Raw genomic sequence first — 25012 nt, forward strand, 5'->3', positions numbered from 1 at the left:
ATCAGGCGCTCATCTGGTTGTGCTTGCGCGCAACGAAGTCCTTCGCCATTTCCACGGCCACAGCCGCGTCACGGCAATAGCCATCTGCGCCAATTGCCTTGCCGAATTCTTCGTTCAGCGGCGCGCCGCCAACCAGAACGATGTAATCGTCGCGTTTGCCCTGTTCGATCATCGTGTCGATCACGACCTTCATATAGGGCATCGTGGTGGTCAGCAGGGCCGACATGCCGAGGATGTCCGGCTTGTGCTCTTCCAGAGCTTCCAGATAGTTCTCGACCGGGTTGTTGATGCCGATGTCCACCACCTCGAAACCGGCACCTTCCATCATCATGGAGACGAGGTTCTTGCCGATGTCGTGAATGTCGCCCTTCACGGTGCCGATCACCATGGAGCCCATGCGCGGCGCGCCGGTTTCCGCCAGCAGCGGCTTCAGGATGGCCATGCCGCCCTTCATCGCGTTGGCCGCCAGCAGCACCTCGGGCACAAACAGGATGCCGTCGCGGAAGTCGGCGCCCACGATGGTCATGCCACCTACCAGCGCCTCGGTCAGGATCCGGTAGGGTGCCCAACCGCGCTCGAGCAGAATATTGACACTCTCTTCGATCTCTTCCTTGAGGCCGTCATAGAGGTCATCGAACATCTGCTGGACGAGTTCCTCGTCATTGAGATCTGCCAGGATGATGTCATCTGCGTCTTCCGACATGGGTGTATTCCTTGACTGGGCGGGGTGACCCCGGTTTGGCCTCGTTTAACTCGTATTGGTCCAGATTGACCCCAAGAGACTGCATTGTTTGCGACGTTGCCTTGGTCCGAACCGACGTATAGGCGCAAAAATGGCGGAATAATAATGAAGATTTCGCATGGAAATCTTCGGTTTCTTGCGTTTGTTCTTTATTTGTTCTCAACTTTGCGGCAAGATGCCCCGATGACCGAGATCTTGCCACCACCGCCACAACGTCGCAAAGCCCGCGCCAGCCTCAGCAATGCGGCAGGGCGGTTTGATTTGGCACGAGATGTCATTGATGACGGTTGGGGAGGGCTGCAGGATTCGCGTGATGACGGCGATGATGGCGGCGCGCCGAGGATCGAAACCGATATCCGGCATGAGGTGGCGCGCTCGTTGATTTCCTATAATAAATCGCCCGATCTGCCATTTGATCGCTCTATCAACACCTACCGCGGCTGTGAACATGGCTGCATCTATTGCTTTGCCCGTCCCAGCCATGCCTATCTGGGGCTGTCGCCGGGATTGGATTTCGAAACCCGGCTGATCGCGCGCCCCAATGCCGCCGAGGTGTTGCGCCGCGAACTGTCGCAGCCGCGCTACAAGGTGGCGCCGATTGCCATCGGGACCAATACCGATCCCTACCAGCCGTGTGAGCGTGATCTCGGGCTGACCCGCGCCTGTCTGGAGGTGCTGGATCAGTTCTCCCATCCGGTCGCCATCGTCACCAAGGGGACCCTGATTGAGCGGGATCTTGATATTCTGTCGGCCATGGCCGGGCGTGGCCTTGTGCGGGTTGGCATCTCCGTCACCACATTGGATGCGGAGCTGTCGCGCCGCATGGAGCCGCGCGCGCCGACGCCTGCCCGTCGCCTCGCGACCATCCGGCGCCTGTCTGAGGCGGGTGTCCCGGTGCGTATCATGACCTCGCCCGTCGTGCCGGGGCTGACCGACCATGAGCTGGAGGCGCTGCTGGCCGCCGGGGCCGATGCCGGCGCCGATGCGGCAAGCTGGATCATGCTGCGGCTGCCGCGTGACGTGTCGGAGCTCTGGCAGGAATGGCTGGCGGAGCATGTGCCGCTGCGCGCCGAAAAAGTCATGGCACGGCTGCGCGAAATGCACGGAGGGCGGGACTATGACCCGCGCTGGGGGCATCGTATGCGTGGCGAGGGGCCTTATGCGACGGTGATCGCCAACCGGTTCAATGCCGCGTGCAAACGGCTGGGCCTTGCGCAGCGCGCGCCTCAGCTGCGCTGTGATCTCTTTGCAAAACCGGCACAGGCCGGGGATCAGCTGGCGCTGTTCTAAAAGTCGTGGCAGGGCCGCGAAGGTGATCGCCCGAAGCCATCCTGAGACCGCTTCGGGCTGAAAACGCAATGCCGTTCGGGCGGGTGTTACCCGCGCCGACGGCCGCGACGGCTGCGCCGTTCGGGCGCGCTATCCTCGCCGGTGCCATCGCTGTCTGAGCTGAACGGCCCGAGGATCTGGACAATCTGCTCCAGCGTTGGCTGCTCGCCGCGAGGGCGGGTATCCAGCGCCTCGCGCATGGCGCGCAGATGATCGGGCATGGTGCCACAGCAGCCGCCAATGATCTTGGCGCCGCAATCGCGCGCCATGGCGGCATATTCGCCCATCAGGGCTGGCGTGCCGTCATAATGGATGTGACCATCGACATATTTGGGAATGCCCGCGTTGCCCTTGGAAATGATCGGGCGGCTGGTGCCCTGCGCAGCAAAGCCAAGCACGGTGCGCAGAATATCCGAGGCACCGGTACCGCAGTTGGCGCCAAACGCCAGCGGTGCCGGATCAAACTCCTCGACTAGCTCCGCCATGTCGGATGAGGTCACGCCCATCATGGTGCGCCCTGCGGTGTCAAAGCTCATGGTGCCGCACCAGGGCATATCGGCGAGTTTGAACGCCTCCGCCGCGGCGCGAAATTCCTCGGGCGCGGAGATCGTCTCCAGCCACAGAACATCAACGCCGCCTTCCTTCAGGGCCTCGGCCTGTTCATGGAACATCTCGACGGCCAGCGCGTGGCTCAATTCGCCCACCGGCTGCATGATTTCGCCGGTCGGGCCAACGGATCCGGCCACCGCGATCTTGCGCTCGGAGCGATCGGCGACATTGCGACCCAGCTCTGCGCCGGCAATGTTCAGCTCCCGCACACGGCGCTGCGCGTCGTGCAGCTTCAGCCGGGCTGCGGTGCCGCCAAAGGTGTTGGTCAGAAACAGGTCGCTGCCTGCATCGACCGATCCCTGATAAAGCGCGGTGATCTTCTTGGGTTCGTCCACATTCCACAGTTCAGGCGCGTCACCGGATTGCAGTCCCATATTGAACAGATTGGTACCAGTGGCCCCATCGGCAAGCAGGGCGTCCTTGGTTTCCAGCAGGGTTGTGAAAGTATTTGTCATGGGATGTTCCTGTGGGGTGATGTCGGTGGTTGGGCCGCGGCTCGCCGCTATCGGCACCTGGGGTCGGCTTGTGTCAATGGCCCGGTCTGTCATGCGCGGCGGGTGAGGGCAATTTCATTTTCTTCATCTTCATTATGAAGACGATCACCATCGGGCGGCGGATCATCGCGATCTGCCACGTCGGACCATCTTCCCGAGGCCTGCTTTCGGGCCGCGCGGGCAGCTGCTGCGCGGCGCTCGAATTTGCGCCACAGGCTCTCTTCGGTCCGGGCGTTTGTGTCGGCAACGCTGCCGTTCAGCCGCTCGCCATCCGGTCCACGGTCGCCATCGCGCGGTGCTGTGTCGTCGCTGCCATCGGTTTCGGTCGATCTGGGCCAATGGGGCAGCGGCGCAGGATGATGGACCAGCCGCAGCAGTTCGCCAAGGGCGATGAGCATGTGCAGGAATGAGGGCGCGGCCACATAGCGATCTTCCCACGTCGGGGCAAAGCTGGTCTTGAAGCGGCGCAAGCCGGGATCCAGGCGCTTGGCAAAACGATGATCGGGCACCGCGGCGAGTGACAGTCGCGAAACGCCGCTCTCCGCCGCCGCAGCAAGCGCCGCGCGGATCAGCGCGTGGCCGGTGCCATCGGGGGCATCGGGCAGCAGGCGCACCAGATCGAGGCACCATTCATGTGCGATGGCGTGAAAGCTGACAAAGCCGACCATGCGCTTGTCATGCCAGGCGATAAACACCTGCTGCTGTGCCAGATAATCTGCCTGAAACCGTCCCATCGTCGTGCCCTTGGCTTGTCCGTGGGTGGACTGCCAGGCGGCATCGATGGCTTTCATCTGTTCAATCGGCAGCTCGGCGGCTGCGGGCAGGGCGCAGACGCCCGCCTTTTCGGCCTGCCGGAGTTTGCGTCGCAGCTGCCGCCGGCTTGAGCCTGTTTCTCTGAAGGTCGCGGGGTGAAGCACCGCCTCCTGCGCGATCCGAAGCACCCGCCAGCTGGCACGGCGACACTCAACCGCCTCGCGGGCCGTGCACTTATAGAGGCAGGCAACGGCATTGCGGTGTTTGGCATGGTGGTGAAGGCCCGGAAGAAGTTCGCTTAGATGACCGCTCACCGCACCAAAGAGCGCGATTGAGGCCTGCGGGCTGTCCAGCAGCGCCACCTGATTGAAGCCAAAAGCATGCAGATGTCCGCCATTCTGCTGGATCACGGCGGTTTCGGCGACACGGCGGATCTGCGGCAGCTGTGCTGCTGGGCGCATCCGACTGCCGCTGAGGGCCTGCTTGTCTTCGGGACCAGAGAGCTCAGCGTCGGGCGTATTGCTTGCCAATCGTCGTGGCAGTTCGGCCAGCGCAGGCCACCCGAGGCAGATCCCGCCGATGATCGCGGGCAGCAGGTAGTAGACCAGACGAAACCCGAGGATAGCCGCGATAACTTCGGGGGTGATATCTGCGGGCAACATCGCGCAAAGCGCCAGTTCGAATGCGCCGGCGCCGCCGGGCGCCGAGGAAAGGATCGCAACGCCAAGCGCCAGAAAATAGGCGGGCAACATTGCAGCAAGAGACAGCTCGACAGAGGCAGGCAGCAGCAGCCACAGCGCTGTGCCAGCTGCCACCACGTCGATCATGGCCCAGAACCCAAGCGCGGAAATCGCCGTCAGCGAGGGCCAGCGCAGGGTCATCCGGCCGATCCGCACCACCGGCACCGCCACCATGGCAGCGGTCATGGCGAAAGTTGCAAGGAGAATAGCCGATCCCAGCCATGGGCTGGACACCGGGGGCGGGCTCAGGATCAGGGCGCCGCCACAGATACCCGCCAGTGCAATCAGGAAGGTGATGGCGACCATTCCGGTCAGCTGGGCTGCACGGATCGGGCGCAGCCCCGTCAGCACGCGCCAGCGGGCAAAGGCGCCGGTGACCAGACCAAACCCAAGGGTTTGCGACACCGCGATGGCAATCATACCGGCGCGCCGCGCCTGCGGGCCATCCAGCCCGGTCCCGAGGTGCCTGTGCGCAACGCTGTCATAGCGGCCCAAAGCCCAGAAGCTTACCGCGGTGGCCATCAGCGCAGCGCCCCATTGCCACGGCGCAAGAGAGCGCAATATCCCGCGCAGTTCCGCCAGATCGGGTAGCGCCACATGGGCCTGCAGCAATGCCAGACAGCCGATCATGACGGCGACAGGCAGCATCAGGCGCAGACCGCGTGCGGCAGTCCGCGCAAAGATGCGGGCGGCAGGGGACAGTAGGCTGGGCATCAGCATCCTTGTGTCAAATGGCAGGTCGCCAATCGACACGCTACACCTGATGGATTGTCACCCGGTTAATGCCAGTCCCATCGCTGCCGGTCCTGCGTGAAATGCGCGTAAAATCATGCGCTGTCGTTCAGAACCTGGTCCTTGGCCTCCGGCAGCAGGGCGGCTCGCTTCTGGCGTACCTCATCCGCGGTGGCCCGACCTTCCAGGTCAGCACTGACCTTGCGCAGCACATCTTCAAACCCCGGTTCCTCGAAATCGGATTTGATCACCTCATGCGCATAGGCCTCGGCATCAGCGCCGGTTTTGCCCAGCAGCCCAGCGGCCCACAGCCCGAGCATCTTGTTGCAGCGGGCCTGCGCCTTGAACTGCATTTCCTCGTCATGGGCGTATTTCGCTTCAAAGGCGTGTTCGCGGTCGTCGAAAGTGGTCATGGATCCTCCCTCAGGGCGATAAGTGTCGTAGATCATTGTGATATGTGGATGGCGCGCGGCGCCAACAAGAGGCGGGCGGGGCAATTGATCCCAGAATCCGCGTGGCTCCCCGACCACGCCGGGCCATCATAGCACAGCAAGCCCGCAGGGACGAAAAGCCCGTCTCCCCAATCGTGATTGCGGGCGGGCAGGGACCAAGCTTGCGGCACGGCCCCCCTTGCCGTATGAGGGCGACAGTTCCCGGGCATGAGATTCCCGCTTTTTTCCCGAAAGGCTCCGCATGGCACGTCGCAAGAAGATCTACGAAGGCAAGGCGAAGACACTTTATGAAGGTCCCGAACCGGGCACCATCGTTCAGTACTTCAAGGACGACGCCACCGCTTTCAACGCGGAAAAGCGGGATGTCATCGAAGGCAAGGGCGTGCTCAACAACCTGTTGAGCGAGTTCTTCATGCAAGGTCTGGGGCAGATCGGCGTGCCGACCCATTTCCTGAAGCGGCTCAATATGCGTGAACAGCTGGTGCGCAGCTGCGAGATCATTCCCCTGGAAGTGATCGTGCGCAACTATGCGGCCGGGTCGATCTCCAAACGCCTGGGCATTGACGAGGGCACCCAGCTGCCGCGCCCGATTGTGGAATACTGCTACAAGGACGACGCGCTGGGGGATCCTCTGGTCACCGAGGAGCATATCGCCGCCTTCGGCTGGGCCAGCCAGCAGGATATGGATGATATCCTCAGCCTCGCGCTACGGGTGAACGACTTCCTGTCCGGTGTCATGCTGGCGGTCGGGATCAAGCTGGTGGATTTCAAGATCGAAATCGGCCGGATCTATGACGGCGATTTCCAGCGTCTGGTCGTCGCCGATGAAATCAGCCCCGACAGCTGCCGTCTGTGGGACATGAAAACCGGTCAGAAGCTGGACAAGGATGTGTTCCGCCGCGACCTTGGCAATCTGACCGACGCCTATACCGAGGTGGCCCGGCGTCTGGGCGTGATGCCGAACAACCCGCCGGCGAGCGGCAAGCCGACGCTGGTAAACTGACCTGATCCATGGATCCCGCCCTGACCAAAGGGCGGGATTTTGACTATCTAACTTAGAGGCCCCTAATCCGGGCTTTGCCATCGAAACCTGAGGGAAAATGCGATGAAGGCACGCGTGCATGTAATGCTGAAAAACGGGGTTCTGGATCCGCAGGGCGAGGCCGTGCGCCACGCGCTTGGCGCCATGGGCTTTTACAAGGTGGGCGGCGTGCGTCAGGGCAAGGTGATCGACCTCGATCTGGCGGATGATGCCACCGAGGCGGATGTGACCGCGATGTGCGAAAAGCTGCTGGCCAACACCGTGATCGAATCCTACAGCATCGAGATGCAGGGATGAAGGCGGCTGTTGTTGTCTTCCCCGGGTCCAACTGCGACCGCGATCTGGCGGTGGCGTTTGAACAGGCGGGCTGTGACGTCTCCATGGTCTGGCACAAGGACAGCGCGCTGCCCGAGGGTGTCGATATCGTTGGCGTGCCGGGCGGGTTTTCCTATGGCGACTATCTGCGCTGCGGCGCCATTGCCGCCCAGTCACCGATCTGCCAAGCGGTTGTCGATCATGCCAATCGCGGTGGCTATGCCATCGGCGTGTGCAACGGCTTCCAGATTCTGACCGAAACCGGCGTGCTGCCGGGCGCGCTGTTGCGCAATGCCGGTCTGAAATACATCTGCCGCACCGTCGATCTGCAGGTGGCGACAGCCGACAGCGTCTTTACCGAAGGCTATGCGGCAGGTGATGTGATCGGCGTGCCGATCGCGCATCACGACGGCAACTACTATGCCGATGCCGACACCATCGCCGCCCTTCAGGATCAGGACCGCGTCGCCTTCCGCTATGTCGACAATCCCAATGGCTCGGTTGCCGATATCGCCGGTATCCTGTCGGAAAACCGCCGGGTTCTGGGCATGATGCCTCACCCGGAGCGGGCTGCGGATGCAGGCCACGGGGGCACCGACGGGGCGGCAGTGTTCCGCGCATTGGCCGGGCTAGTCACTGCGGCGTGACTTGTGAATGCGCGGCGGCTTGCGTTAGGTTTTGCCTATGACTGCCGCGCGTGACGCAACTCTATCCTCTGGAAAACCGCGCTCCCGCACGACCTCGTGGCGGGTGCGTCTTGCTTTGCTCTTGCTTATGGCCGTCGCTGCGGTGACCGTCTGGGTCACCAATCGGGCGCTGACCGATCGCTTCACCGAAAGCACCCGCAACCGGGCTGAGCTGCGTCTTGCGCTCTACTCTGGCAACCTGGTGAGCGAGCTGGGGCGCCACGCCATCGTGCCGCAGCTTCTGGCGCGGGATCAGGCACTGATCTCGGCGCTGCAATCGAATGATTTTTCGCTCTCGACCCAGCGGCTGATCTCCTTTGTCGAGGAAATCGGCGCCGCCTCCATCATGCTGATGGCGCAGGACGGGCGCACCGTGGCTGCCACCGATCGCAACCGGTTGGGCCAAACTCACCGTAATGCGGGTTATTTCGTCGACGCGCTGCGCTCCAAAACCACCGTGTTCTCGGCGATCCGCAGCGAGGTCGGCAGCTATCGTTTCACCTATTCGCGCCGCATCGTCGACACCTCCGGCATCCTCGGGGTGATCGTGGTGGAGGTCGATCTGCAGAAGTTCGAGCGCGCATGGGCAGGGATTTCGGATGCGGTGATGGTGTCCGACAGCACCGGCACCATCATTCTGGCGACAGAGTCGCGCTGGCGCGGCCTGTCGGAGGCGGATGCGCTGCAATTGCAGACCCCTGAGGGGGCCATTCAGCGGGCGATCCGGGCCACCACGGATTGGACCGCGCTGCCCGCCGATGCCTATCTCCAGGGCGAAGCGGTGATGCGGCTGGAATCCCGGATCCCGTTTCAGGGCTGGCGGCTGACCTCTTTCACCACCTACGCGTCGATCCGCGAGCGGGTGAACACGGTTTTGGCGCTTGAGATCATGGGATTCGCCATTCTGCTGGCGCTGGCTTTCTATGCGCTGAGCCGTCGCACCGCGCTGCGCATGGCGCTGTTCCAGCGCGAGTCGGCAGAGCTTCGCGTATTGAACGCACGGCTACAGCGGGAAATTGCCGAACGCGAACGCATGCAGGAGACCCTCGCAGTCGCCGAACAGAGCCTCGCGCAGAGCTCGAAACTGGCCGCTCTGGGTGAGATGTCGGCGGCCGTCAGCCACGAGCTGAACCAGCCGCTGGCGGCGATGAAAACCTATCTGGCGGGGGCGCGGCTGCTGCTCAATCGCAACCGCCCCGAGGAGGCGCTGGCCTCCTTTGGCAGGATCGACGATCTGATTGAACGGATGGGCGCGATCACCCGCCAGCTGAAGTCCTACGCGCGCAAGGGCGGTGATACGTTCAGCCCCGTAAATATGGGCGATGCGCTTGCCTCCTCGCTGTCGATGATGGAGCCGCAGCTGCGTCAGCGGCACGTCAAGATCGCCCGTATCCTGCCCGAGGAACCGGTCTATGTGATGGGCGATCGGATGCGGATTGAGCAGGTGATGGTGAACCTGTTGCGAAACGCACTAGATGCTACAAAGTCAGTCGAAGACCCGGAGGTCGAAATCCTGCTGGCGGCGGGCGAGACAGCCACTCTGTCGGTGCGCGACAACGGGATGGGGATCAAGGACTTCGGCAGCCTGTTTGAACCCTTCTACACCACCAAGCAGCCGGGGGACGGGGTTGGGTTGGGGCTTGCCATCTCCTCGGGTATCGTGAACGACCTAGGCGGTCGGCTGACCGCCCGCAACGGGCAGAGCGGTGGCGCCGTATTTGAAATGCAACTGCCGATCCTTGTGGACGGTATCGAGGCCGCGGAATAGCGCGGTATCACTGGATGGAGGGCACGCGAATGGCACAGGCCATGAAAATCGCGATCGTCGATGATGAACAGGATATGCGACAGTCGATCAGCCAATGGCTGGCGCTGTCTGGCTATGACACCGAGACCTTTGCCAGCGCCGAGGACGCGCTAAAGGTGCTGGGGCCGGATTATCCCGGGATTGTCATCTCGGATATCAAGATGCCGGGCATGGACGGGATGCAGTTCCTGAAGAAACTGATGGGCAGCGACTCTGCCTTGCCGGTGATCATGATCACCGGTCACGGCGATGTGCCGATGGCGGTTGAGGCGATGCGGGTTGGCGCATTCGACTTTCTCGAAAAACCCTTTAACCCGGATCGCATGTCGGAACTGGCCAAGCGCGCCACCGGGGCCCGGCGCCTGACGCTCGACAACCGGGTGCTGCGGCGCGAGCTCTCCGACGGCAGCACCATCATGAAGAAACTCATCGGCTCCAGCCCGGTGATGGAGCGCCTGCGCGAGGATATCCTGGATCTGGGGCAGGCGGATGGCCATGTGCTGATCGACGGCGAAACCGGCACCGGCAAGACGCTGGTGGCCCACGCGCTGCACGCGGTCGGCAGCCGGGCGGGCAAGAAATTCGTGCTGGTCTCCTGCGCCGCGCTGGAAGAGGAGGCGCTGTCCAAACGCCTGTTCGGTCCGATGCAGCCCGAAGACAGCTCGCTCCCCGCCATTGAGGAGGCCCGTGGCGGCACCCTGGTGCTGGAAGATGTCGAAGCCCTGAGCGAAACGCTCCAGGCCAAGCTGCTTAGCGTCATCAATGAGCAGGGCATTCCGGGGGAGACACGCATCGTGGCGATCTCCAACCTGCAGGAAGCCGGCAAGACCTGCGAAGACGCGCTGCGCCCGGATCTGTTCTACCGGCTTGCCGCGCTTCGGATCACCGTGCCGCCACTGCGCCAGCGCGGCGAGGATATCCTGACGCTGTTCACCCGCCTGTCCGAACAGTTTTCCGAAGAATACGGCTGTGACGCACCTCAGGTGAGCGCCCAGGAGGCCGCGCAGCTGTTGCAGGCGCCCTGGCCGGGCAATGTGCGCCAGCTGATCAATATCGCCGAACGCGCGGTGCTTCAGTCGCGCCGTGGCTCGGGGACCATTGCATCGCTGTTGATGTCGGACCACGAGGATATGCAACCGGTGATGACCACCGAAGGCAAGCCGCTGAAGGAATATGTCGAAGCCTTCGAACGGATGCTGATCGACAACACCATGCGGCGCCACAAAGGGTCCATCGCCAGCGTCATGGATGAGCTGTGCCTGCCGCGCCGGACGCTCAACGAAAAGATGGCCAAATACGGGCTGCAACGCTCCGACTATCTGTCCTGACCGCCAAACCGCGCGTTAACCAAGATTGGGCCGCCTCCCTCCTGGGGGCGGTCCTTGTCGTTCCGGTAACGGAATATTCATGATTTTCAGCCAAGGAACCAAGAGGATAGCATTTAGATTGCAGGTGTGACGAATGACCATTGTCATTACCTATCCACAGGTCTTATGCTGCCTAAATGGGGACGGGACTAGAGTGATCCTGCCCCTCTTGATGAGATTCGCTGCCTTTGTTTTTGTCCGGCAAGATCCGAGAAAGCAAAGTCAGACCGATTGGCCCCGCAGTATTTCGGGGCAGTTTAGCACCTGACTGGGGTTTCCCAGCAGGGATATAATCAGGGCAGGGCGCGGATATTCCCACCTGTCGGAGAAGAAACGCGATGACGCGCGCGAGAGAGAACAGCAGACAGGCAGGAGGGCCGGACAGATGTTCCGGGGCTAACCGCTGTACTGCATGGGCCAATCGCGCGCCTCAAGACATCGCCCAGACAAGACACCACCCCAATCGTTCACGTCCGCCCGGAAACGGGCCAGATGCGCGCGTGCGCGGCAGGTGCACCAAGGACTCATGGCAAAGAAGATGCTTATTGATGCCACCCACGCGGAAGAGACCCGCGTTGTGGTGGTCGATGGAAACAAGGTTGAGGAATTTGACTTTGAATCCGAAAACAAACGTCAGCTCGCTGGCAATATCTACCTCGCAAAAGTAACCCGCGTCGAACCTTCGCTGCAGGCAGCTTTTGTGGACTATGGCGGCAACCGCCATGGCTTCCTCGCTTTTTCGGAAATTCATCCCGACTATTACCAGATCCCCGTCGCCGACCGTGAGGCCCTGATGGAGGAAGAGCGCGCCTATGCCGAGGCACAGCGCGCCCGTGATGACGAGGAAGAGGCAAGGCCTGCCAAGCGCCAGTCGCGGTCGCGTCGTGGTCGCACTCGGGCTGCCGAGGTGAAATCCGCCGATGTCGTCGAGACGAAGGATGTCAGCCCGGAGGCCAGCGAAGGCGGCGCCGACATCGCGGGTATGGAAACCATCGACCTGACCGATGACATGGCCGCAGCCGACACCAAGCTGGCGGATGTGCCCGAGGCCACAGACGGCAATGAGACCGCCGCCGCAGAGGTGGTTGTCGAAGAAGCGGTGAAGGAAGCTTCGCCAGAGCCGGAAGCACAGGACGACAGCTCCGCTGACGATCTCGCGGCAGAGGCAGAAGACGCTTCTGATGCGGCTGCCGATGACGACGGCGACGATGCCGAGACCGCTGCCGATGCGACGGCCAAGGATGAGAATATCGAATCTGTTGCCGAGGAAGACGACAGCGAAGACATTCGTCCGGTGCGCAAACCGCGCCCGCGTCGCTACAAGATCCAGGAAGTCATCAAGGTCCGTCAGGTCCTGCTGGTTCAGGTCGTGAAAGAAGAGCGCGGCAACAAAGGCGCAGCACTCACCACCTATCTGTCGCTGGCTGGCCGCTACTGCGTGCTGATGCCCAACACCGCGCGCGGTGGTGGTATCTCGCGCAAGATCACCAATGCCGCCGACCGCAAAAAGCTGAAAGATATCGCGGTTGAACTGGACGTGCCGAGCGGCGCGGGGCTGATCGTTCGCACCGCCGGTGCCAAACGCACGAAATCCGAGATCAAGCGTGACTATGAATACCTCCAGCGCCTGTGGGAGCAGATCCGCGAACTGACGCTGAAATCCATCGCACCGGCTAAGATCTACGAAGAGGGCGATCTGATCAAACGCTCGATCCGCGACCTCTACAGCCGCGAGATCGACGAGGTTCTGGTTGAGGGCGAACGCGGCTACCGCATCGCCAAGGACTTCATGAAAATGATCATGCCGTCCCACGCCAAGAACGTGAAAAACTATCAGGATCAGCTGCCGCTCTTTGCCCGGTTCCAGGTCGAAAGCTACCTCGGTGCGATGTTCAATCCGACCGTTCAGCTGAAATCCGGCGGTTACATCGTGATCGGCGTGACCGAGGCGCTGGTGGCAATCGACGTGAACTCCGGTCGCGCCACCAAGGAAGGCTCGATCGAGGAAACCGCGCTCAAGACCAACCTGGAGGCCGCCGAAGAGGTGGCGCGCCAGCTGCGTCTGCGTGACCTTGCCGGTCTGATCGTCATCGACTTCATCGACATGGACGAGCGCAAGAACAACGCCGCCGTCGAAAAGCGCATGAAGGACAAGCTGAAGACCGACCGCGCCCGTATCCAGGTAGGCCGGATCTCCGGCTTTGGCCTGATGGAGATGTCGCGTCAGCGTCTGCGTCCCGGCATGATCGAGGCGACCACCGCGCCGTGTCCGCATTGTCACGGCACCGGTCTGATCCGGTCGGATGACTCGCTGGCGCTGTCGATCCTGCGCCAGATCGAGGAAGAGGGCACCCGCCGTCGTTCCCGCGAGGTGCTGGTGCGCTGCCCGGTCAGCATTGCCAACTATCTGATGAACCAGAAACGCGAGCATATCGCCCAGATCGAAACCCGTTACGGCCTGTCCGTGCGGATCGAGGGTGACCCGCATCTGGTCAGCCCGGATTTCTCGCTCGAGAAGTTCAAGACCGCCTCGCGTGTGGTTCCTGTTGTTACGACGCCGGTGGTATCCGTTGATACCTCGATCATGGATCAGGTCGACGCCGACGAGGCGGCCGAGGAGGCCGATGATGAGGTCGAGACCGATACCAGTGATGCGGATGTCGCAGAGACCCAAGCCTCTGGCGACGAGGGCGATGGGGACAACAAACCCAAGCGCAAGCGTCGTCGTCGGCGGCGGCGGAAGTCCTCCGGCGGTGAGGGCGATGAGACCAACGGCGACGCTCAGGCGGATGCGAAATCTGATGACCAGAAGGCCGCAGACTCGGCAGATGGCGACGCAGACGACAGCGACGACAAAGCTGATGCCGCCGAAGGCAAGGACGCCGCACCCGAGGAGGGTGAGGGCGAGGTGAAGAAACGCACCCGCACCCGCACCCGTTCGCGCAGCCGCAAGAAGAAGACCGATGAGACCGTGGCAGCCGATGGTGAGACACCGGCCGAAGCCGGCGCAGAGGAGGCGGATCCCGCCCCGCAGCCTTCGGATGAGCAGGTGGCGGCAGAGGAGGCCCCGACCGAGGAGGAGGTGGCACCCACACCAGCAGCAGCTCTCAACGGGGCGGCTCCGGTGGAAGAAACCCAAGCGGCAGACACCGTCTCCACACCCGAACAGCCAGACGCAGCGGAGGTTGAGCCGACCGCCGCGCAGGAGGTTCCAGCCGAACCGGCAACGGCCGACCCGATCGAGACCGATGAAGCGACCGCGCAGGATGTGGCCGCAGATCACGTCGAGGCGCCGACGGAGACCGCTGCCGAAGCGCCTAGCGAAGCGGCGCCTGAGGACCAGGCCGAACCTGCCCTGGCAGGCGCAGAGGCGGAGCCGGTTAGCCCGCCCAAGCCCAAGCGGCGCGGTTGGTGGTCGGTTGGTAGCTGATCAGCAAAACCAAAGAAAGGCGGGCGTTTAGCCCGCCTTTTTCATGTCAGGCCCCAAGACATCAGGAGCACCTCCATGCAGAGCGAGCCCCCCGTGATGGATCCGCTATTGGAGCAGCTGCTGGCGGCGGAAACCGCCGTCTGGACAGCGTTGCAGCGGGGTGATGTTGCCGCGGACCGCGCCGCGCTGCATCCGCAGTTTCTGGGCGTCTACCCCAGCGGCTTTGCCGGGCGCGACGATCATTGCGAACAGCTGGCCAACGGACCCACAGTGGCATGGTTCAGACTTGAGCAGGCGCGCGTCCTGTCGTTGGCACCCGATTGCGCGTTGCTCGCCTATCGTGCCACCTATGCCCGCCCGGACCAGACCGGCGGGGATGCAGAGGCCGCCGCAATGTATGTCAGTTCAATCTGGCAGCGCGTCGATGCGGTCTGGATCAATATCTTCAGCCAGGACACCGAGGCCCTGCCAGAGGGGGCGGAAAACCCGCTCCCCTAGGCGCTGGCGATCACCAGCCCGCCCAGGCGCACAGCCTGTCCATGTCCGTACCCTGAACAGAGGGTTGCACGGGCTGATAGGCTCAGCCGCCTTTGCGGATCAGATAGGTCTGATGCTTCGGATTGTCGCGGATTTCCAGCAGCTCATGGCCCGCCTCATGACAGAAATGCGGGATATCCACCACCGCTGCCGGATCGTCGGCATGAACCTCCAGAACCATGCCAGAGGCCAATGGTTTCAGGCGTTTGCGCGCCTTCAGTACGGGCAGGGGGCACAGCAGCCCGATTGCGTCCAGAGTCTCTTTGGTGTCGGTCATACCTTGCAGATAATCCGGTTGTTTCATCCTGTCCACAAGGTTGTGACCGGGCCCCCCCGTGACCTTTGCAAGAGGCTGGTCTAAGGATTGGGCATGTTTGGTATTGAAATCATCGACGCAGGGCTGATCCCTGCCATGCTGGTGGCGCTGACGGCTGGATTGATCAGCTTTCTGTCGCCCTGTGTGCTGCCCATCGTGCCGCCCTATCTGGCCTATATGAGCGGCGTTTCCATTGGCGAGATTCAGGGCACGACCCATGCCCGGCGCAAGGCCATCGTCGCGGCGCTGTTCTTTGTCATGGGGCTGTCGACGGTGTTTCTGCTGCTTGGGTTCACGGCCTCGGCTTTTGGTGCCTTTGTGCTGCAGAATCAGGAACTCTTTGCGCAGATCTCAGGCGTTGTCGTAATCATTTTCGGCCTGCATTTCCTGTCGGTTTTCCGCATTCCGATCCTTGACCGCGAGGCGCGGATGGAAACCGATCAATCCGGCGGCTCCGCCGTGGGGGCCTATATTCTCGGGCTCGCCTTTGCCTTTGGCTGGACGCCCTGTATCGGCCCGCAGCTCGGTGCCATTCTTTCGCTGGCGGCGACCGAGGCATCGGTGGCGCGCGGTACGCTGCTGCTCGGGATCTACGCGCTTGGTCTTGGCGTGCCGTTCCTGCTGGCGGCGATCTTCCTGACCCGGTCGATGGTCCTGATGAACCGGATCAAACCCTACATGGGGGTGATCGAGAAGTTCATGGGCCTGCTGCTGATTGTTGTCGGGTTCATGCTGGTCACCGGCCTGTTCTCTGAGTTCTCTTTCTGGCTGCTTGAGACCTTCCCGGCGCTGGCCACCCTCGGCTGACCTGCCGTCCGGGCTGGCGGTCCCTTTGCGCCGTTGCCACGACATCCCCGCCCGAGATCGCCCCGTCTGACAGAGGTCCGGCGGGGCTTACTCTTTTTGCACGGCACCGCTAAGCTGGCGCGACGACAAACAGGCAAATCGGGTCGCGCAGTCCGTGCAAGAGCAAGCAACCAAGACATCCGCCGTTGGCAAGCCCGGTGCGCAAAAGAGTGGCGCCTCCCCGTGCGACGGGCAGGATCCGCCCGTGCGCCGCCGCAAGCTGTTCTACATCCCCGGCTATGATCCGATGCCACCGCGCCGCTACCGCGAGCTCTACCGGACGGAGGGCGCCCGGCAGGCGGAGATTTCCGGCTACCAGTTGTCGCTCTCGCCCCGATCTGAGAGACCGCAGGCAGCTGCCGCAACACACGGGTTCGGCTGGCAGGTCACCGCACAGATCGAGGGCTGCGAGGTCCACACCGATGTTGATGTGCTGATCTGGTCGGACATTGTTCAGGGCAGCATGGCGCCGTCGATTGCGCAGACCTATTGGCAGATGCTGCGCACCGCCTGGATCTATATCTCCACCGGCACCCTGCGGCGGCTCATGTGGCTGCGCAAAGGTCCGGTGATCGCGGCGCTTTATCCTGTGGGTATGCTGCTGCTCCAGCTGGTGCTTGCCTGTCTGCTTGCCGTGACCATCGCCCGGCTCGGGCAGGGCGCTGTTGCCTGGCTTGGTCTCTCCGCGGGCTGGGCTGCTGCGGCGGCAGCGGTGGTGTTCTGGGCGCTGGGGCTGATTGCGGCGGCGGCGCTGATGCGCTGGTTCCGGCGTCAGGACGGTCGGCTGTTTGCCTATTACCTGATGCATGATTACGCCCATTCCGCCGCGCTGCGCGGCGCCTATGCGCCCGAACTGGGACAGCGTATTGCACAATTCGCCGGGGAGGTTGCCGTCGCCCTGAGTGACCCCAGCTATGACGAGGTGCTGGTCGTCGGTCATTCCTCCGGCGCCTATATCGGGGTCAGCGTACTGGCCGATGTGCAGCGCAGCGGGCTGGCCGGACGTCATGCCACCCTCGGCTTTCTGAGCCTCGGCCAGGTGGTCCCGATGGTCTCCTTCCTGCCCGAGGCACATCGGCTGCGCCGTGATCTGCACGACCTGTCCGGGCGCGGGGATCTGTGCTGGGTAGATGTCACGGCGCCGGGAGATGGCTGTGCCTTTGCGCTTTGTGATCCCGTTGCCGTGAGCGGCGTTGCTCCCGCGACAAAACGCTGGCCGCTGGTGATCTCGGCGGCCTTTACCCAGACCCTCAGCCCGGAACGATGGGCCGCGCTGCGGTGGCGGTTTTTCCGGCTGCATTTTCAATATCTCTGCGCCTTCGACCGGCCGGGGGACTACGATTATTTTCAGATCACGGCAGGGCCAAGGACGCTCGAAAGCCGCTATCGCAACCGCAACCCCTCGCGGTCCCGGATTGATGTCACCGCGTCCAAATATACCTCGTTGGGGGACTGATGGCGGGCAAAGGCAAAACGTCAGATCCAACCACAGCCATACCCGGCTCGGCGCCCGGTTCCGCAGGATCAACGGTAACCCCGCCCAAGCCGCCCGCGCGCGCCGACAAGGTCTCGCTCTGGCGCTATCTGCGGCTGTTTCGCGCCGATCTTCTATCGGCACAGCCCGCCAAACTCTACCGCGCCTGGATGGCAGAGTTTCGCACACCCTTCTTTCGCTCTTATCTGGTCAATCAGCCGGATCTGGTTGATACGGTGCTGAAACAGCGCCCGGAGAGCTTCCCGAAATCCAGCCGCATCAGCGAGGGGCTGCGCCCGCTGCTCGGGAATTCGGTGTTTCTGACCAATGGCGAGGTCTGGAAGCGCCAGCGCCGGATCATTGACCCGGCCTTTGAAGGTGGCCGCCTGCGCCAGATCTATCCGGCTATCCATGACGCCGCCGAGGCCGCAGTGGCGCGGCTCGCCGATCAACAGCGCGAAACCCCCGGCCACCCGGTCGAAATCGAATCCGTGACCTCTCACGCGGCGGCCGATGTGATCTTTCGCACGCTGTTTTCGATCCCGATAGAGCATCATATGGCGCAGGAGGTCTTTCATCGCTTTCGGGCCTATCAGCAGGCGCAGCCGATCCTCAATATTGCCGCCTTGGTGCCGCTGCCGCGCTGGATGCCGCGGTTTCACCGCCTTGCCACACGCCGCAACGCCGCGCGGATCCGGGCTCTGATCACCGATCTCACCCAACAGCGGATGGCGACCATCGCGGCAGGCGGCGCCCCGGATGATCTGGCCACCAAGATCATGACCACGGCGGATCCCGAAACCGGAGATCTGTTCTCAACCCAGGAGATGGTCGATCAGGTCGCGATTTTCTTTCTGGCCGGGCATGAAACCAGTGCCTCCGCCCTGGCCTGGGCACTCTATCTGGTGGCCCTTGCGCCCGACTGGCAGGACAGGATCGCGGCGGAGGCTCAGGATCTGTCACTCGACAGTTTCGCGGAAGTGGGCAAGCTCAGGGTCAGCCGTGATGTATTCCGCGAGGCGCTGCGGCTTTACCCGCCGGTGCCGATGATGGTGCGCGAGACGACCTGTCCGCAGCAATTTCGTGGCCGCACCCTGCCAAAGGGCGCTCAGGTCGTGCTCAGCCCCTGGCACCTGCACCGCCATACGCGGCTCTGGGAGAACCCGGACGGGTTTGATCCGGGGCGGTGGCAGACCGAGAATGGCAAGACCTGTCAGCGCGAGGCCTATATCCCCTTTTCGGCCGGACCGCGCGTCTGTACCGGCGCGGGGTTTGCCATGGTCGAGGGGCCGCTGATCCTGTCGATGATCCTGCGAAGGTTTCGGGTGGCGCCGGTATCAGGCAAAGAGCCGATCCCGGTGGCCCATCTGACGGTTCGGTCAAAGAACGGGATCTGGCTGCAGCTGACACCGCGCTAGCCAAGAAAATTCGAATTTTATTGGCACATTTCGTCTAAGATATTTGCGTCACTGAGTGATGCGCAATGCGTCCTGATGGCAAAAGAGGATCACCTGACTTACGTTTCCAACGGCATGAACGCCCCTGCGTTTCAGCTCGCGCCGAAAACGCTCCCAACCCAGCAGCCGTTCGATGTCGCGATTCTGGCGGCGGATCACGCCACCTCGGGCAGTGGCCTGAGATTGGAACAGCCGCAACAGTCAGCTGTCGGTGGTAGGCGGGGCGGGCATCGGTATGGCGATACGATCCCAAGCCCTGATTAACGTGACCTTAAGCGTCGCAAGACATGCAGGCGGATGGCCGAGGCCAGACCGCAATCCACGCCGCGCGTTTCGTCGATCTCGGCGGCCAGATCATTGATGGCGCGCCCGTCTTCGGCTGCAATCTCGCGGAAGGCCTGCCAGAATTCATCTTCGAGCGAGACCGAGGTGCGGTGGCCCCGCAGGGTCAGAGAGTGTTTTCTGGGCCGGTTAGTCATCGTCGCGCCGGTGCTTGTCCAGCCGGTCGATCTCCTGCGCATTGCGCGCCTTGTCGAGATCCTTCTCGGCTTTGGTCCGGCCATAGGTCACGGCGTTTCGGTCAGCGCGGGCCTTTTTCTCGGCCCGCGCCTTGTCTTTGCGATACCGGTTCAGATTGACCGGTTTCACCATCAGCCCTTGGGACCGATCATCTGTTCAGGCCGCACCACCGCGTCAAATGTCGCCTCATCCACGAAGCCAAGCGCAATGGCCTCTTCCTTCAGCGTGGTGCCGTTCTTGTGGGCGGTCTTGGCAACCTTGGTGGCATTGTCATAGCCAATCGTCGGCGCCAGCGCGGTGACCAGCATCAGCGATTCCTTCATCAGCTTGTCGATGCGCGGCTCATTGGCCTCGATGCCGTTCAGCATCCGCTCGGTGAAGCTGTCCGCCGCATCGCCCAGGAGCTGGATCGACTGCAGGAGGTTGTAGGACATCATCGGGTTGTAGACGTTCAGCTCGAAATGGCCCTGCGAGCCTGCGAATTTGATCGCGGCATCATTGCCCATCACGTGGGCGGCAACCTGGGTCAGCGCCTCTGCTTGGGTCGGGTTTACCTTACCCGGCATGATCGACGATCCCGGCTCATTCTCTGGCAGGATCAGCTCGCCAAGGCCGGAGCGCGGGCCGGAGCCGAGGAAGCGGATGTCATTGGCGATCTTGTAGCAGCTGCCCGCAATGGTCGCGAGCGCGCCGGACAGGAACACCATGGCGTCATGGGCGGCCAGTGCCTCGAACTTGTTCGGCGCAGTGACAAACGGCAGGCCAGTGATCTCGGCCATGTTGGCAGCGACCGTCTCGCCCCAGCCTTTTTGCGTGTTCAGTCCGGTGCCAACGGCGGTGCCGCCCTGTGCCAGCTCGTAGATGCCGGGCATCGCCGCCTCGACCCGGGCCAGACCCTGACGGATCTGATGGGCGTAGCCGCCGAATTCCTGGCCCAGCGTCAGCGGGGTGGCATCCTGCGTATGGGTGCGGCCAATCTTGATGATATCCTTGAAGGCCTCGGATTTGGCTTCCAGCCCTTCGGCCAGTTTCGTCAGCCCCGGCACCAGCACGTCGCGCACCATCATCGCGGTGGCGATATGCATCGCGGTGGGGAAGGTGTCGTTTGAGGACTGGCCCATGTTGCAGTGATCATTCGGATGCACCGGATCCTTGGAGCCGATGGTGCCGCCGAGGATCTCGATGGCGCGGTTGGCGATCACCTCGTTGGAGTTCATGTTGGACTGGGTGCCGGACCCGGTCTGCCAGACCACCAGCGGGAAGTTGTCATCGAACTTGCCCTCGATCACTTCGCCCGCAGCCTGGATGATGGCATCCGCCAGCGTCGCATCCAGCGCGCCCGATGCCTTGTTGGCCATGGCGCAGGCCTGTTTGATCACCCCCAGCGCGCGCACGATGGCGACGGGCTGTTTTTCCCAGCCAATAGGGAAGTTCATGATCGAGCGCTGGGTCTGAGCGCCCCAGTACTTGTCTGCAGGGACCTCAAGCGGACCGAAGCTGTCGGTTTCGGTGCGGGTATCGGACATAAGTCTCTCTCCGTCTGATGATGACTAAATGTATGCGTTGGTATGCCGTCTACCCCGTGCCGGACCACGAGGCAATTGCGCAGTTTCGCGCAGCATAGCCATTCCGCACCCGAGGTATAGAGGCCAATGCGGGATGAGCCATTGCACCGGGGCAGAAGACCGCTAGATTAGGCTCAGACAATCCGACGTCAGCCCAAACCGAAGGATCCGCCTGTGCTCAGACACCGACCATTGCAGCCATCTTTGGCCATCTCACAGGGCAGGCGCCACTGCACGCCCGAGGCGGCGACGCGGTGTGTATCACGGCTGCAGATGCGTCTTCAGGCCGGGTTTCTGACACTTGCGCTGATCGTGATCTTTGCCGGGCAGGCGCTGGCCGCTGATGTGCGGCCATTCTTTGGCCGCTATCAGGGCTCTCTGGTGGTGCCCAACGCTGACGGCAGCGAGGAACACCGTGATGCCACCGTGCAGATCGGCCCGATCGCCAAAAGCGATGAAGGCTTCTATGTGCAATGGACAACCACCTCGCTGAAGAAGGATGGGCGACGCAAGACCAAGTCCTATAGTGTCGAGTTCCAGCCGACCGAGCGGGACGATATCTTTGCCGCCGCGATGAAACGCAATGTGTTTGGCCATACCGTGCAGCTCGATCCGATGAAGGGCGAACCCTATGTCTGGGGCCGCATCGTGGGCGATACGCTGACGGTTTTCTCGATGTTCATCGGCCCCAATGGCGACTACGAGATGCAGCAATATGACCGGACATTGGCAGAGGGCGGGCTGGATCTGGTCTATTCCTCCCATCGCAACGGGTTGCCGCGCAAGGAGCTGAAAACTTTCCTCGAACGTCACTGACCGCCGCGCCGGATCCGGGGAAATATTTTATTAACAGTCTCTTGTGGCGCAAAGCTAAGGCGTCACGGGCGGCGTCGAACATGCGCGGCTGCCGGGCATGTCAGGGCTGCACCGCACGGGACACAGTCTATCGCGGCCCATTCAGTGGCCCCACAGGAGCGCACCGATGCAAGCACCGGTTCACGAACCTTAGCGGTCAGATGTGAATGAATGGGCGCGTGGAACCGCGTGTTACTTGCGGAAACTGTCCAACGATACTACGTCGGCGGCCTTCTTCGCGTCCGGGTCTTCGTCGACCTCGATCTCGATGCCGTCGTCCAGTTCGGCAATCATCTCTTCGGCGTCGTCGTCATCCTCTGGCGTCTCAAACCTCAGGCCGAACTCAACCGAGGGATCGACAAAGGTCTTGATGGCGTCATAGGGGATATAGAGAGGCTCCGGCGCATCGCCGAAATTCAGCGTGATGGCAAAGCCGTCCTCGCCGACCTCCAGATTGTCGAACCAGTGCTGCATGACCACGGTCATCTCGCCAGGGTAGCGATCCGACAGCCAATCTGCCAGCTCCGCATCAGGGTGCGAGGTGTCGAAGGTGATGAAAAAATGATGATTTCCGGGCAGCCCGTGTTCAGCCACCCCATCCAGTACAGATCGGATCAGACCACGCATGGCCGAATGCATCAGATTTCCATAGTCAATTTCGCGGGACATTCCGATACCCTTAAGTCTCTATTGGTTTCAGAATACGGATTTCTACCGGAAACTAAAGGCCCGCTCGTTAGGGATTCGTAAATAATTTCTGACACTAGCAGGGGAATGCCCGACATTTGCGCTGGGATTGCGTTGCTCAGATGACCTGCGCCAGAAGGATGCCAAGTCCGCCCATCACCGGCAGTATCAGCGCCAGTCGTCCACCGCAGGCCAGCGCCACCACCGGTGCGGCCAGCACCAAAAGCGCAGCGCTGACATTCAGGCTGGCCATGACTGGCATCATCAGGGTGAGCGCGGGCAGTTCCAGAACCGCAATTTCGCGAAACAGCACATGCAGCAGAAACCAGACCGACAGGTTCAGGATGACGCCGACCACGGCAGCGGTGATTGCGCGCAGCGCAGCGCCCAGCCGGGGATGGCTGGCAATCCGCTCCACATGTGGAGCCGCGAGAAAGATCCACAGAAAACAGGGCAGAAAGGTCGCCCAAAGCGCGACCAGCCCGGCCGCAATCGCCATCCATGCCCCGAAGGCCAGCGCACCGGCCAGCATCGCCACAAATTGCGTCACCAGAATCAGCGGCCCCGGTGTGGTTTCCGCCAGCCCCAGCGCATCAATCATCTGGCCGGTATCGATCCACTGGTACTGCCCGACCACCGTCTGCGACATATAGGCCAGAACCGCATAGGCTCCGCCAAAGGTGACAACCGCCAACTTGGCAAAGAACCAGCCGATATCCGCCAGCAGCTGCGGGCCGAACAGGCTCAAAGCAGCCAGCGGCAGCAGCCAGAGCCCGCCCCAGATCAGCAGTGTCGACCAGAACGGCGTTGCGGCCTCGGGCCGGTGACCGATCGGCCCGGCGGGAGAGGGGGGCGCGGGCCGGGCCCCCAGCGCGCCGATCAGCGCAGCTGCCAGAACCACCAGCGGAAACGGCAGCCCGAACAGGAACAGCGCAACAAAGCCAAAAGCCGCCAGCCCATAATCGGTGACACCATGCAGCGCCTTCTTTCCCAGCCGTTGCAGCGCCTGAAGGACAATCGCGACCACCGCTGCCTTGATGCCGAGGAAAGCCGCCTGAACAACAGGTTGGGTGCCAAAGTTCACGTATAGAAAGACCAGGGCGGCGATCACCAGCGCACCCGGCAGGACAAACAACAGCCCTGCAATCAGCCCGCCGATGCCACCACGCAGCCGCCAGCCGGCGTAGGTGGCCAGCTGCATCGCTTCCGGTCCCGGCAACATCATGCAGAACGACAGCGCACGCAGAAATCCGGCCTCGCTCAGCCAGGGGCGATCCTCGACCAGCTCCTTGTGCATCAATGCAATCTGCGCCGCAGGCCCGCCAAAGGACAGCAGCCCAATGCGGCCAAACACCCGGATCAGATCCGCCATCGCGATCTGGGGGGGGACTGGGCTAATCTCGGGGTCTGCGGACATGTCGGTCATAGGCGCACCATTGGCTGGACGCTGACCTTGTAGCATTCTGCGCGACCAGTGCCAGTGGCCGCGGACCGTGGAAAGGCCGAAAACCGGAGAGGTTACAGAAACTTCACAGTGCCGCCTGCGGCTGCCTGGTCAGGTGTCATCCATCCAGGTCAGCCGCTCACCGGTCATGCAGATCGGCAGACAGTCCTGTGGCAGCTGGCCGAGCTGCTCGAACATGGTCATATAGTCGAAGTTGGACAGGAATTCCCGGATCTGACCATCCTGCATCCGCACAATCAGCTGGCCGTAGTAGTCCAGTTTGTCATCCGAACTGCGGCCATAGCACCGTACGTGGACCCGGATCGCGCAATAGTCGCCGTCATCCAGCGCATGGGTCAGGGTCAGGTCAAGATCCTCCATGAGATTGTGCAGCGTGCCGACAATTTCGCGGTAGTCCGCGGCAATTGCGATTGCGCCATGCAGAGGGCCGTTTACCTCAAGCTCAGGATGAAACATCGGCTCAATCTGGTCGAGGTCCAGACCGACCCAGACATCGTAAAACCATCGAAAGAGCCGTTCACTGTTTTTCATTTATTCCCTAAGGGTCAGAAACTGACGCCGGTTGAAGCATCGGGGTTGCGCAGGCAGCCTTATTCAGGGTTGCAGCATTGGTCGAAACAACGCCTGACGCGGGACTGGACCGTCGTCAGACATGAGACTGAAGCACAAGTGTTAACAACAATTCAATGGGCATTCGCTCCGGTTGGCGCTGCCCGCAGTCGAGTTTGATCGCCTCTGGTGCCTCCCGCATCTGCGCTGGTGTATCGACCTTCGGCGTGGCCCCGGATGTGGC

24 protein-coding genes are annotated in these 25012 nt (G+C 62.3%); 13 read left to right on the plus strand and 11 right to left on the minus strand.

What is annotated here, in order from left to right; genetic code table 11:
• Position 1: 1 nt before the first annotated feature.
• Complete coding sequence (locus VWY34_RS10990; RefSeq protein WP_340545386.1) at positions 2 to 703, minus strand: corrinoid protein; 702 nt, start codon at positions 701 to 703, stop codon at positions 2 to 4.
• A 222-nt stretch (positions 704 to 925) separates the two neighbouring features.
• Here VWY34_RS10990 and VWY34_RS10995 point away from each other — a divergent pair, with 222 nt between their 5' ends.
• Complete coding sequence (locus VWY34_RS10995) at positions 926 to 2032, plus strand: PA0069 family radical SAM protein (RefSeq protein WP_416544282.1); 1107 nt, start codon at positions 926 to 928, stop codon at positions 2030 to 2032.
• Positions 2033 to 2118: 86 nt separating this feature from the next.
• On the opposite strand, the gene bmt is transcribed toward VWY34_RS10995, so the two are convergent.
• The 3 genes from bmt to VWY34_RS11010 all read right to left on the minus strand — a co-directional run bounded on the left by bmt (position 2119) and on the right by VWY34_RS11010 (position 5812).
• Positions 2119 to 3135: a betaine--homocysteine S-methyltransferase gene (gene bmt, locus VWY34_RS11000; protein ID WP_416544284.1), complete on the minus strand. Its 1017-nt coding sequence runs from the start codon at positions 3133 to 3135 to the stop codon at positions 2119 to 2121.
• Between the two features lie 89 nt (positions 3136 to 3224).
• Positions 3225 to 5381 (minus strand): GNAT family N-acetyltransferase, encoded by a 2157-nt coding sequence (locus VWY34_RS11005; RefSeq protein ID WP_416544286.1) that lies wholly within the window; start codon positions 5379 to 5381, stop codon positions 3225 to 3227.
• A 113-nt stretch (positions 5382 to 5494) separates the two neighbouring features.
• Positions 5495 to 5812: a DUF1476 domain-containing protein gene (locus tag VWY34_RS11010; protein WP_340545390.1), complete on the minus strand. Its 318-nt coding sequence runs from the start codon at positions 5810 to 5812 to the stop codon at positions 5495 to 5497.
• A gap of 280 nt (positions 5813 to 6092) precedes the next feature.
• On the opposite strand from VWY34_RS11010, the gene purC reads away from it, so the two are divergent.
• The 7 genes from purC to VWY34_RS11045 all read left to right on the plus strand — a co-directional run bounded on the left by purC (position 6093) and on the right by VWY34_RS11045 (position 14996).
• Positions 6093 to 6854: a phosphoribosylaminoimidazolesuccinocarboxamide synthase gene (gene purC, locus VWY34_RS11015; protein WP_340545391.1), complete on the plus strand. Its 762-nt coding sequence runs from the start codon at positions 6093 to 6095 to the stop codon at positions 6852 to 6854.
• Positions 6855 to 6956: 102 nt separating this feature from the next.
• Positions 6957 to 7190: a phosphoribosylformylglycinamidine synthase subunit PurS gene (purS, locus tag VWY34_RS11020; protein ID WP_416544288.1), complete on the plus strand. Its 234-nt coding sequence runs from the start codon at positions 6957 to 6959 to the stop codon at positions 7188 to 7190.
• Positions 7187 to 7855: a phosphoribosylformylglycinamidine synthase subunit PurQ gene (gene purQ, locus VWY34_RS11025; RefSeq protein ID WP_340545393.1), complete on the plus strand. Its 669-nt coding sequence runs from the start codon at positions 7187 to 7189 to the stop codon at positions 7853 to 7855. Before purS ends, purQ begins: the two co-directional genes overlap by 4 nt.
• Before the next feature lie 37 nt (positions 7856 to 7892).
• On the plus strand, positions 7893 to 9662 hold the full coding sequence (locus tag VWY34_RS11030; RefSeq protein WP_340545394.1) for an ATP-binding protein: 1770 nt from the start codon (positions 7893 to 7895) through the stop codon (positions 9660 to 9662).
• A 29-nt stretch (positions 9663 to 9691) separates the two neighbouring features.
• Complete coding sequence (locus VWY34_RS11035; protein WP_340545395.1) at positions 9692 to 11029, plus strand: sigma-54 dependent transcriptional regulator; 1338 nt, start codon at positions 9692 to 9694, stop codon at positions 11027 to 11029.
• A 565-nt stretch (positions 11030 to 11594) separates the two neighbouring features.
• A complete protein-coding gene (locus tag VWY34_RS11040) occupies positions 11595 to 14498 on the plus strand; it encodes an Rne/Rng family ribonuclease (RefSeq protein ID WP_416544290.1) in 2904 nt (967 codons plus the stop codon).
• A gap of 75 nt (positions 14499 to 14573) precedes the next feature.
• Positions 14574 to 14996 carry a DUF4440 domain-containing protein gene (locus tag VWY34_RS11045; RefSeq protein ID WP_416538669.1) on the plus strand — a complete coding sequence of 141 codons (423 nt, stop codon included), beginning with the start codon at positions 14574 to 14576 and terminating at the stop codon, positions 14994 to 14996.
• Between the two features lie 82 nt (positions 14997 to 15078).
• Here the strand turns inward: VWY34_RS11045 and VWY34_RS11050 are convergent, their stop codons facing one another.
• Positions 15079 to 15312, minus strand: coding sequence for a sulfurtransferase TusA family protein (locus VWY34_RS11050; RefSeq protein WP_340545398.1), 234 nt, complete (start codon positions 15310 to 15312; stop codon positions 15079 to 15081).
• Positions 15313 to 15405: 93 nt separating this feature from the next.
• Here VWY34_RS11050 and VWY34_RS11055 point away from each other — a divergent pair, with 93 nt between their 5' ends.
• The 4 genes from VWY34_RS11055 to VWY34_RS11070 all read left to right on the plus strand — a co-directional run bounded on the left by VWY34_RS11055 (position 15406) and on the right by VWY34_RS11070 (position 19392).
• Positions 15406 to 16158, plus strand: a complete 753-nt coding sequence (locus tag VWY34_RS11055; protein ID WP_416536090.1) for a cytochrome c biogenesis CcdA family protein — start codon at positions 15406 to 15408, stop codon at positions 16156 to 16158.
• 244 nt (positions 16159 to 16402) lie between these two features.
• On the plus strand, positions 16403 to 17653 hold the full coding sequence (locus VWY34_RS11060; protein WP_416548945.1) for a hypothetical protein: 1251 nt from the start codon (positions 16403 to 16405) through the stop codon (positions 17651 to 17653).
• Complete coding sequence (locus tag VWY34_RS11065; protein ID WP_416544294.1) at positions 17653 to 19089, plus strand: cytochrome P450; 1437 nt, start codon at positions 17653 to 17655, stop codon at positions 19087 to 19089. Before VWY34_RS11060 ends, VWY34_RS11065 begins: the two co-directional genes overlap by 1 nt.
• Positions 19090 to 19164: 75 nt before the next feature.
• Positions 19165 to 19392 (plus strand): hypothetical protein, encoded by a 228-nt coding sequence (locus tag VWY34_RS11070; protein ID WP_416539385.1) that lies wholly within the window; start codon positions 19165 to 19167, stop codon positions 19390 to 19392.
• On the opposite strand, the gene VWY34_RS11075 is transcribed toward VWY34_RS11070, so the two are convergent.
• The 3 genes from VWY34_RS11075 to fumC are packed head-to-tail and all read right to left on the minus strand — an operon-like array spanning position 19389 to position 21173.
• Positions 19389 to 19607 (minus strand): ribbon-helix-helix domain-containing protein, encoded by a 219-nt coding sequence (locus VWY34_RS11075; RefSeq protein ID WP_029601902.1) that lies wholly within the window; start codon positions 19605 to 19607, stop codon positions 19389 to 19391. The genes VWY34_RS11070 and VWY34_RS11075 overlap by 4 nt on opposite strands.
• A complete protein-coding gene (locus VWY34_RS11080) occupies positions 19600 to 19779 on the minus strand; it encodes a DUF4169 family protein (RefSeq protein ID WP_340545402.1) in 180 nt (59 codons plus the stop codon). The genes VWY34_RS11075 and VWY34_RS11080 overlap by 8 nt, the downstream gene beginning before the upstream one ends.
• The gene (gene fumC, locus VWY34_RS11085) at positions 19779 to 21173 is read right to left on the minus strand and encodes a class II fumarate hydratase (RefSeq protein WP_340545403.1); all 1395 of its coding nucleotides are present in this window, start codon (positions 21171 to 21173) and stop codon (positions 19779 to 19781) included. Before fumC ends, VWY34_RS11080 begins: the two co-directional genes overlap by 1 nt.
• A gap of 312 nt (positions 21174 to 21485) precedes the next feature.
• Here fumC and VWY34_RS11090 point away from each other — a divergent pair, with 312 nt between their 5' ends.
• Complete coding sequence (locus VWY34_RS11090; protein WP_340545404.1) at positions 21486 to 22028, plus strand: hypothetical protein; 543 nt, start codon at positions 21486 to 21488, stop codon at positions 22026 to 22028.
• 231 nt (positions 22029 to 22259) lie between these two features.
• Here the strand turns inward: VWY34_RS11090 and VWY34_RS11095 are convergent, their stop codons facing one another.
• The 3 genes from VWY34_RS11095 to VWY34_RS11105 all read right to left on the minus strand — a co-directional run bounded on the left by VWY34_RS11095 (position 22260) and on the right by VWY34_RS11105 (position 24750).
• Positions 22260 to 22736 carry an SspB family protein gene (locus VWY34_RS11095; RefSeq protein ID WP_416538673.1) on the minus strand — a complete coding sequence of 159 codons (477 nt, stop codon included), beginning with the start codon at positions 22734 to 22736 and terminating at the stop codon, positions 22260 to 22262.
• 136 nt (positions 22737 to 22872) lie between these two features.
• Positions 22873 to 24180, minus strand: coding sequence for a chromate efflux transporter (gene chrA / locus VWY34_RS11100; RefSeq protein ID WP_416544296.1), 1308 nt, complete (start codon positions 24178 to 24180; stop codon positions 22873 to 22875).
• Between the two features lie 129 nt (positions 24181 to 24309).
• Entirely contained in the window at positions 24310 to 24750 is a 441-nt protein-coding gene (locus tag VWY34_RS11105; protein WP_340545407.1) for a nuclear transport factor 2 family protein, read from the minus strand.
• Between the last annotated feature and the right edge of the window lie 262 nt (positions 24751 to 25012).

Origin of the sequence: Phaeobacter sp. JH20_02, from assembly GCF_048056915.1 — a bacterium.
GTDB classification, from domain to species: Bacteria; Pseudomonadota; Alphaproteobacteria; order Rhodobacterales; family Rhodobacteraceae; genus Phaeobacter; species Phaeobacter bryozoorum.